General features: G+C 63.0%; 10 protein-coding genes and 1 pseudogene. All 11 read left to right on the top strand.

Annotated elements, in window-relative coordinates; translation table 11 throughout:
- Positions 1-280 (top strand): CBS domain-containing protein (locus NKH60_RS30590; RefSeq protein ID WP_352874515.1); only part of this gene is annotated, 280 nt, incomplete at its 5' end.
- A gap of 704 nt (positions 281-984) precedes the next feature.
- Positions 985-1,086, top strand: a pseudogene (locus tag NKH60_RS30585) (ABC transporter permease); the annotation flags it as partial.
- A gap of 2 nt (positions 1,087-1,088) precedes the next feature.
- Entirely contained in the window at positions 1,089-1,355 is a 267-nt protein-coding gene (locus tag NKH60_RS30580; protein ID WP_352874514.1) for a hypothetical protein, read from the top strand.
- Between the two features lie 26 nt (positions 1,356-1,381).
- The gene (locus NKH60_RS30575) at positions 1,382-1,885 is read left to right on the top strand and encodes an NAD(P)H-dependent oxidoreductase (RefSeq protein ID WP_352874513.1); all 504 of its coding nucleotides are present in this window, start codon (positions 1,382-1,384) and stop codon (positions 1,883-1,885) included.
- A 25-nt stretch (positions 1,886-1,910) separates the two neighbouring features.
- Complete coding sequence (sfnG, locus tag NKH60_RS30570) at positions 1,911-3,011, top strand: dimethylsulfone monooxygenase SfnG (protein WP_352874512.1); 1,101 nt, start codon at positions 1,911-1,913, stop codon at positions 3,009-3,011.
- 54 nt (positions 3,012-3,065) lie between these two features.
- The gene (locus NKH60_RS30565; RefSeq protein ID WP_352874510.1) at positions 3,066-3,959 is read left to right on the top strand and encodes an ABC transporter ATP-binding protein; all 894 of its coding nucleotides are present in this window, start codon (positions 3,066-3,068) and stop codon (positions 3,957-3,959) included.
- On the top strand, positions 3,959-4,855 hold the full coding sequence (locus NKH60_RS30560) for a branched-chain amino acid ABC transporter permease (RefSeq protein ID WP_352874509.1): 897 nt from the start codon (positions 3,959-3,961) through the stop codon (positions 4,853-4,855). The genes NKH60_RS30565 and NKH60_RS30560 overlap by 1 nt, the downstream gene beginning before the upstream one ends.
- A gap of 3 nt (positions 4,856-4,858) precedes the next feature.
- A complete protein-coding gene (locus NKH60_RS30555; RefSeq protein ID WP_352874508.1) occupies positions 4,859-5,896 on the top strand; it encodes a branched-chain amino acid ABC transporter permease in 1,038 nt (345 codons plus the stop codon).
- A 49-nt stretch (positions 5,897-5,945) separates the two neighbouring features.
- Positions 5,946-7,277 (top strand): ABC transporter substrate-binding protein, encoded by a 1,332-nt coding sequence (locus NKH60_RS30550; protein WP_352874507.1) that lies wholly within the window; start codon positions 5,946-5,948, stop codon positions 7,275-7,277.
- A gap of 63 nt (positions 7,278-7,340) precedes the next feature.
- Positions 7,341-8,132: an ABC transporter ATP-binding protein gene (locus NKH60_RS30545; protein WP_352874506.1), complete on the top strand. Its 792-nt coding sequence runs from the start codon at positions 7,341-7,343 to the stop codon at positions 8,130-8,132.
- The gene (locus NKH60_RS30540; RefSeq protein WP_352874505.1) at positions 8,129-9,376 is read left to right on the top strand and encodes an SfnB family sulfur acquisition oxidoreductase; all 1,248 of its coding nucleotides are present in this window, start codon (positions 8,129-8,131) and stop codon (positions 9,374-9,376) included. Before NKH60_RS30545 ends, NKH60_RS30540 begins: the two co-directional genes overlap by 4 nt.

Raw genomic sequence — 9,376 nt, 5'->3', positions numbered from 1 at the left:
GCTGCCGGTGACCGACGCCGACGGCGGGCTGGTCGGTGTAGTTGGCCTGCGCGAGCTGACGAAGGCGACCGACGCGGTGAGGGCTCTGATGTCGAAGGCTGGCACCGCCTCTCCCGACACGCCGGCGATGAGCCTGCTGCCGGTGCTCACCGACGGCCGCAGCCATGCCGTAATCATCGTCGATGCCGAGCGACGCATTCTTGGGCTGATCACCCAGACCGATCTGCTGGCGGCGGCAGCGCGCGTGCACATGGCAGACCCAACGCTGGCAGGGGCATAAAATAGTGATCCGGATTTGCTCAATCCGGGGACCCGATGGGGGCCAATGAATACAGGGATAGCGGCATTAAATGCGCCTTCCGCCTAAGAGTCATGCACAGCTTGGATAGAGCTCGAGGTCCGGCAAGTAGTTGAGATGATCCATTATCGGCGGTGACCGCCTTCGCCGACTGTTAATAAAGAATCTGCGGCGGAATTTCGTTCCCTTCCCTTGAGGGTCACGCCGCCTTTTGGCAGGCGCCCCTGAACGACGGTCAATGGTGAAGGCATCTGGACAGACGGCTTCCTCAACTTGGCTCTGGATCACAGGATGGGCGACGGGAAGCCGGGTCGCGGTCTTGGGGAGAAGGTCCCGATAGCAGTGTTCCCGCGCCCATGCGGGATAGTCGAATAAAATGCGGCTCCTCCGTCTGAGAATGCAGTGGGAGGAGATAGCGACCCGGGAAACGCGTTGGCGCACATTTAAGCGCGCCGTCCTGTCTTCCTGGCATCGGATGCGTGTGCCGCCGACTCCATGACTGAGCGCCAGCCGCCGGACACCAAGGAGGCCGTATCCTTCGACCAGATTGGGGACGCGCTGTTCAAGCTCGACGGCGACGCCAGCGCGCGACATGGGGCCGGCGAGTTCCATCACCTCTTCGACGCTGGATGCCTGACACGGACAGGAAAGGAGAAACGAATGTCGCAAGCGGAAACCTCCTCCTCGAGCGCGTCACCCGGCTGGGCTATGCGCTTTTTTTCGCGACGCTGAGCTTTCTCGGCCTCGGCATACAGCCGCCATCCGCCGATTGGGGACTGGCGATTGCCGAATGAGTGAATGCAAAACCGTTTTGATCCTTCTCGGCCATCGCGGTGGCCTGAGCTTCGGTTTGCTCGCCATACGGACATTGCTACCGATCCATGAGCAGAACGGCATTTTTCTCCCCCAAGCCAAAAAATCAAAACCTTCTTCCTTATCTATAGAGTTTGTGGAATATCGTCTGCTGCGGTTTAGAAATGACCCGATGCGCATGCAGGGTCTGGGGAGATTGACCCGTTGGCACGGCTATCGGTTCTCGGAATATCCGGCGGTGTAAATACGCCATCGCGCACAACCGCGGTAGTGAACGCGCTGATCAAGGCCGTCGCGTTGCGCGTCCCGGCAGACACCGGCCTGATCGAAATCACCGAGGCGGCGCCTTCGCTTTTCGCCGGGCTGTCCCGTGGCGCGCTCGGCGCGACCGGCGAAGCGATCATCCAGCGTGTCGAGAAGGCAGACCTGCTCGTGGTCGGAACGCCTGTCTATCGGGCTTCCTACACTGGCGCCCTCAAGCACCTGTTTGACCTCGTCGACTATCGCGCGCTGGCCGGCAAGACCGTGCTTCTCGCGGCGACAGGCGGCAGTCCATACCATGGCCTGGTTCTCGAACATCAGCTCCGGCCGTTGTTCGGCTTTTTCGGCGCCGTCACCGTCCCAATCGGCGTCTACGGCTCGCCCGATGATTTCATCGGAGCAGAAATCGTCGGCGCGGCCATCACGGATCGCATCTCACGGGCCGCTATCGAAGCGGTCTCCTTGCTCAATTCCAGTCACGCGAACACCGCCGTCGCCGCGCGCGTCGGCTGAGCAATCAAAAAAGAGGACAACAACCATGACCTCGCATTCCGACGCCATCAAATTCGCCTACTGGGTCCCGAACGTCTCGGGCGGCCTGGTCATCTCCAACATCGAGCAGCGGACGGGCTGGGACATCGACTACAACCGCAAGCTCGCCCAAATCGCCGAGGCAAACGGGTTCGACTACGCGCTGACCCAGATACGCTTCACGGCCGGCTATGGCGCCGACAACCAGCATGAATCCGTGTCGTTCAGCCACGCCCTGCTTGCTGCGACCACAACGCTGAAGGTCATCGCGGCGATCCTGCCCGGCCCATGGAATCCTGCGCTGGCGGCCAAGCAGATCGCCACCATCAACCACCTGACCAACGGCCGCGTCGCCGTCAATGTCGTCAGCGGCTGGTTCCGCGGGGAGTTCGCCGCCATCGGCGAGCTCTGGCTTGATCATGACGAGCGCTACCGCCGCTCGGAGGAATTCATCCGCGCGTTGCGCGGCATCTGGACCGAGGACAATTTCACTCTGAAGGGCGATTTCTACCGCTTCACCAACTATTCGATGAAGCCGAAGCCGATCGAACCCTTGCCCGAGATTTTCCAGGGCGGCTCGTCGCGCGCCGCGCGCGACATGGCGTCTCGTGTCTCTGACTGGTATTTCACCAACGGTAACACGCCGGAAGAGATCAGGAAGCAGGTCGACGACATCAAGGCCAAGGCGAAGGCCAATGGCCACAAGGTGAAGATCGGCGTCAACGCTTTCGCCATCGCCCGCGAAACCGAGGCAGAAGCGCGCACCGTGCTGGACGAGATCATCGCCAAGGCCAATCCCGAAGCGGTGCAGGGCTTTGCCGATCAGGTCAAGAATGCCGGCAAGGCCTCGCCGGAAGGGGAAGGCAACTGGGCGAAATCCTCCTTCGAGGATCTTGTCCAATACAATGACGGCTTCCGCAGCAATCTCATTGGCACGCCGGAACAGATTGCCGAACGCATCCTCAAGCTGAAGGATGCCGGCGCGGATCTGATCCTGCTCGGCTTCCTGCATTTCCAGGAAGAGGTCGAGTTCTTCGGCAAGCGCGTCATCCCTCTGGTGCGCGAACTGGAATCGGCGCGCGACAGGGAGCTTGTCGCCGCGGAATAGGACAGGCGCGGCCATCAGGCCGCTGCCCGCACGCCTTTAAATCAGGAACGTTTCATGATTGGTGCTTCGCTGGGAGCCGCCGCATACGAGCGCGCGCCCGAAATTTCCGGCATTCTTGCTGGCGCTGGTCCCGTCGAGGACACGCGCCAGGCGCGTCTGTCGACAAAGGCTGATGCGATCCTGGCGCTGAGCGCGATCGGCATTTCCTTTGGCGGCGTCACGGCGCTGAGGGATGTCGACCTCGAGGTCGAAAGCGGCGAGATCCGCGCGGTGATCGGCCCCAACGGCGCCGGCAAGTCCTCGCTGATCAACATCATCAGCGGCCTCTATCATGCCGACCACGGGAAGATCGCGATCGACGGCCAGTCCTTCTCCCGGGTGCCGCCTAGCCGTCTGGCACGGCTGGGCGTCGCGCGCACCTTCCAGAACCTGGCGCTTTTCGGCGGGCTTTCAGTGCGCGACAACATCGCATCCGGTCGCGTCCACACCAGGCGCGCCAACTTCGCCGAGCATATTGCGGGCCTGCCACGCGCCCGCCGCGAAGATGCCGCGATCGCTGAAAAGGTCGACCAGACAGTCGCCTTCCTGCATCTCGAGGCCGTCGCCGACCGCCTGGTCGCAACGCTGTCTTATGGCCTCCAGAAGCGGGTCGAACTGGCGCGCGCGCTTGTCGCCGAGCCGAAGATCCTGCTGCTCGACGAGCCGATGGCCGGCATGACGGCGACCGAGAAAGCCGAGATGGCCGGGTTCGTGCGCGCCGCGCGCGACCGGCACGGCGTCACCATCATCCTGATCGAACACGATATCGGCGTGGTCATGGGGCTCTCCGACCGCGTCGCAGTGCTCGACTACGGTCGCAAGATCGCCGACGGGACGCCGGCCGAGGTCAGGGCCGATCCGGCAGTGATCCGGGCCTATATCGGCACTGCCGATGGCGAGCGTATCTGATGAGCTACTATGATTTCCTCTTCGTCATCGAGGTGCTGGTCGGCGGCCTGCTCTCGGGCGTCATGTATTCGCTAGTCGCCATCGGTTTCGTGCTGATCTACAAGACGTCGGGCGTGCTGAACTTCGCGCAAGGGTCAATGGTGCTGTTGGCAGCGCTCACCTTTGTCAGCCTCGTCGAACGCGGCATCCCATTCGCGCTTTCGCTGCTCATCACCTTCGCGGTCATGGTCGCGCTGGGCTTCACCATCGAGCGGACGGTGCTCAGGCCGCTGGTCAATCGCTCGCCGATGACGCTGTTCATGGCCACGCTTGGCCTGTCCTACATCATTGAGGGCGCTGCCCAGTTGGTGTGGGGCACGCAGGTGCATGGGCTCGATCTCGGCATAGCCGACACGCCCTTCGAGGTCGGCGGCATCCTGATCTCGTCGTTCGATCTTCTCGCTGCGGGCATTGCCGCGGCGATGGTGGTGGGCTTGAGCGCATTCTTCTATTGGACCCGCATCGGCCTAGCGTTTCGCGCCGTCGCAGACGACCAGTTCGCGGCGCTCGCCGTCGGGCTGCGGCTGCCCCGGATCTGGGGAACGGTGTGGACGGCCGCGGGGTTCGTGGCGCTGGTCGCAGGGCTGCTGTGGGGCGCGCGCCTTGGCGTCCAGTTCTCGCTGTCGCTGATCGTGCTGAAGGCGCTGCCGGTGCTGGTGCTTGGTGGCTTCGATTCTATCCTTGGCGCCATCGTCGGCGGTCTGATCATCGGCGCCAGCGAGAAACTCGCCGAGGTCTACCTCGGCCCCTTCGTCGGTGGCGGCATCGAAGGCTGGTTCGCCTATGCGCTGGCGCTGGTGGTGCTGCTGGTGCGCCCCTCCGGCCTGTTTGGCCAGAAGACTGTCGAAAGGGTCTGACCGATGGCTGTGCAAGCGCTCGATGCCGCAAGGCTTCCAATCGACTGGCAGAAATTCGCGCTGCCGGCCGTTCTGATCGTCGTCGCTTATGGGCTGATCCCAGCCTATGCGTCTAGTTATCTCGTCGAGGCGATCCTGCTGCCGTTCCTGGCGCTCAGCCTGGCGGCGGTCGGCCTCAATCTGCTGACCGGCTATTGCGGCCAGCTTTCGCTCGGGTCCTCCGCCTTCATGGCGGTCGGAGCTTTCGCCGCCTATAATTTCAACTTGCGGGTCGAGGGGCTGCCGCTGGTAGCGACCATGATCCTGGCCGGGATTTCCGCGGCCGGCATCGGCGTCGTGTTTGGATTGCCGAGCCTGCGGTTGCGCGGCTTCTATCTCGCCGTCTCGACGCTCGCCGCCCAGTTCTTCGTGCAATGGGCGCTGACCAAGTTCGGCTGGTTTTCCAACGATAGCCCATCCGGGGTGATTTCCGCGCCGCACCTTGTCGTCACCGGGCTGTCGCTCGACGGCGCGACAGGCCGATACCTGCTCTCGGTGACCACGGTCATCGTGCTCACGGCGCTGGTCTGGCGCCTGGTCAACAGCGCGACCGGCCGCAATTTCATCGCCGTGCGCGACAACGAAACCGCCGCGCGGGTGATCGGCGTCCCTGTGCTGAAGACCAAGCTGCTGGCGTTCGCCATCTCGTCCTTCATCATCGGCGTCGCCGGCGTGCTGTGGGCCTTCACCTATCTGCGCACCGTCGAGCCGGCCGGCTTCAATCTCGACCGCTCGTTCCAGATCCTGTTCATCATCATCATCGGTGGGCTGGCCTCGATACGCGGCGCCTTTCTGGGAGCGGCGTTCATCGTCATCTTTCCGCTCATCCTGTCGCGGCTCGGCGCCTTCCTGTTTGGCGGACTGTTCGATTCGGGTGTTCTCGACATGAGCCAGCGCATCGTGCTCGGGGCGCTCATCATCATCTTCCTCATCGCGGAACCGAACGGGCTGTCGGCTCTCTTCGACCGCCTGAAACGACGGATCGGCTCAAGGTCCAGCTGAGCGCCGCTCGACATCCTCTCACGGACCACAACCTCAGGAGACGCAATCCATGACCTTCTTCAGTCACCTACGAAAAACGGCGATCGCCACGGCCTTCGTGCTCGGCGCGACGGCGGTTCACGCCGACGAACAGTATTTTCCCCTTCAGAGCTACCGTGTCGGCCCTTACGCCGCCGGCGGCACCGGCTTTTTCGGCGGTTTCATCGACTACCTCAACCTGATCAACATCCGCGACGGCGGCGTCAACGGCGTCAAGCTGACCTGGAGCGAGGGTGAGACGCAGTATGAGGTCGAAAAGGGTGTCGAGGTCTACGAACGATTGAAGAGCAATCCCGGTATCGCCGCCTGGAACCCGCTGTCGGTCGGCATCGCCTACGCCATGATCGACCGCATCACCGAGGATAAGGTGCCGCTGATCACCATCAACCACGGCCGCACCGACACCACCGACGGGCGCGTGTTCCCTTATGTCTTCCCGCTGCTGCTCAATCCCTACAGCGAGACCTCAGGCATCGTGCACTACATCGCCTCCAAGGAAGGCGGCCTGGACAGGCTCAAGGGCAAGAAGATCGTGGTGCTCTATCACGGCTCGCCCTATGGCAAGGAGACGATCCCGATCTATGAGCTGCTGTCGCAGAAATACGGCTTCGAGCTGTCGCAGATCGAGGTGCCGCATCCCGGCAACGAGCAGCAGGCACAGTGGCTGACGATCCGGCGTGAGCGTCCGGACTACGTCGTGCTGCGCGGCTGGGGCGTGATGAACCCGGTCGCCCTGAAGACCGCCCAGAAGACCGGCTTCCCGGCCGACCACATCATCGGCAATGTCTGGTCGAACTCCGAAGAGGACGTCATCCCCGCCGGCGACGCCGCCAAGGGCTATACGGCCATCACCACCCAGGCATCGGGCGAGCAGTATCCGGTGGTCCAGGAGATCGTCAAAACGGTCTACGACGCCGGCAAGGGCAACCTTGAGGACAAGAGCCGGATCGGTTCGGTCTACCATAATCTCGGAATCGTCAACGGCATCCTCAATGTCGAGGCGGTCCGCATCGCGCAGGCCAAGTTCGGCAACCGCACGCTGACCGGCGATGAAGTCCGCTGGGGCTTCGAGCATCTCAAGCTCGATCCGGCGCGCGTCGAGGCGCTCGGCGCCAAGGATCTGTTCCATTCCATCAACGTCTCCTGGGACAATCACGAGGGTAATGGCTACGTGACCTTCCAGCAGTGGGACGGCAAGAAGTGGAATGTCGTTTCCGACTGGATCGCGCCCGACTGGAAGCTGCTGCGCCCGATCATCGAGAAGTCGTCCGAGGCCTATGCCAAGGAAAAGGGCATCAAGATCCGCACGGCCGAAGATGCCGAAGCGGTGGTCAGCAACTGAGTTTGCCATGGCGTGGCCGACAACTGGCCGGCCGCGCCACCCAGCTTCCCAGAGGAGTCATCGATGTCCAGCCCGCAATATCCGATCCTGTCGGTCACCCGCGTGGAGGCTGTCTACAACGGCGCCATCGCCGCCCTTCACGGCGTCGACCTGTCGGTCGGCAAAGGCGAGATCGTCGCACTGCTTGGCTCCAATGGCGCCGGCAAGACAACGCTGTTGCGGGCCGTATCCAATCTCCTCCCGGCCGAACGCGGCGCCATTACCGCCGGTCGGATCACCTTCGATGGCGAGGATGTCTCGAGGGCAAGCCCCTCGCACCTCGTCCGCCGCGGCCTGGTCCAGGTTCTCGAGGGACGGCACTGTTTCCGCTCGCTAACGGTCGAGGAGAACCTTCTGACCGGCGCGCTCGGGCGTTCGTCCTCCCGCACCGGCGTCAAGGCCGACCTCGACCGAGCCTATGCGCTTTTCCCCAGGCTTACCCAGAAGCGACGAACCCGGTCCGGCCTCACCTCCGGCGGCGAGCAGCAGATGACGGCGATTGGCCGGGGCCTGATATCGCGGCCGAAACTGTTCGTGCTGGACGAGCCTTCGATGGGGCTGGCGCCGCTGATCGTCGACGAGATTTTTAGCGCTTTGAAGCGGCTCAATCGGGACGAAGGTCTTTCGATCCTTGTCGCCGAGCAGAATTCGGCAGTGGCGCTGAAATATGCCGACCGCGCCACCGTGCTCGAAAACGGAAAAAACGTGCTGGAAGGATCGGCTGCCGACCTGCGCCAGCGCGACGACATCAAGACCTACTATCTCGGCGGCGCGCCGCTTCCATCGCAACATTTTCCCCAGGAGACCGCAGCATGACCGTCCAATCCAAGCAGCCGTCCGACGCGCGTGTCGCCGTGCCTCCGGTCGAACGCCCCTCAGCCAAGGCGCATGTCATCAAGACAGGTGCCGAGGCGATCGCCGTCGCCGAAAAACTGGCCGCCGAGTTCGCCAAGGAAGCTTCAAAGCGGGACCGCGGGCGCATCTGGCCGAAGGAGGAGCTCGATGCGTTTTCGCAGAGCGGCCTGTGGTCGATCAACGTGCCGAAGGCCTATGGCGGACCGGAACTCTCCTATGTGACGCTGTCAAAGGTGATCAGCATCATCTCGGCGGCCGATCCGTCGCTCGGCCAGATTCCGCAGAACCATCTCGGCGTCGTCGCAGCCATCCGCACCGTCTCGGACGAAGCGCAGAAGAAGCTGCTCTTCGCCGAAGTTCTGTCCGGCACGCGGTTCGGCAACGCGTTCTCCGAATTCGGCTCCAAGCGGGCGGCGGACTTCGAGACCAAATTTGTCGACGCCGGCGACCACGTCGTCGTCAATGGCCAGAAATTCTATTCGAGCGGCGCGCTGCTCGCCCATCTGGTGCCGATCGTGGCGCTCGATGACGAAGGCCGCGCCTGGTATGCCATCGCCGACCGCGGTGCGCCCGGACTGACTGTCATCGACGACTGGTCGAGCTTCGGCCAGAAGACGACACTGTCCGGCACCGTTCTGCTCGAGAATGTCAAGGTGCCGAAGACCCATCTGGTCCCCGGCTACAAGGGCTATGACAGGCCGACGGCCGACGGCGCCATCTTCCAGATCATCCAGGCCGCGGTCGATCTCGGCATCGCCAAAGCAGCGATCGACGAAACCGTCAACTTCGTGCGCACTAAGTCGCGTGCGTGGATCGACAGCGGCGTCGATCATGCCTGGCAGGATCCCTATACGATCCAGGCTATCGGCGACCTCCGCCTGCGGGCCAATGCGGCCGAGGCCGTTCTGGACAAGGCCGGCCTTGCGGTCGATCGCGCTGTGCTCGACCCCAACGAGAAGACCGTCGCGGAAGCGCAGATCGCGGTTGCCGAATCCAAGATCCTCACCACCGAGATCGCCATCAACGCCACCAACAAACTGTTCGAACTCGCCGGCACGCGCTCGACATTGGCCGAGCACAATCTCGACCGGCATTGGCGCAACGCCCGCACCCACACGCTGCACGATCCGGTGCGCTGGAAATACGCGATCCTCGGCAACTATTACCTGAACGACGTCAATCCGCCGTTGCATGCCTGGAGCTGA

Source organism: Mesorhizobium sp. M1006 (genome assembly GCF_040318825.1).
Taxonomy (GTDB): domain Bacteria; phylum Pseudomonadota; class Alphaproteobacteria; order Rhizobiales; family Rhizobiaceae; genus Mesorhizobium.
Note: the sequence above shows the minus strand (reverse complement) of the source record. Positions and strands in the feature narration are given on the sequence as shown.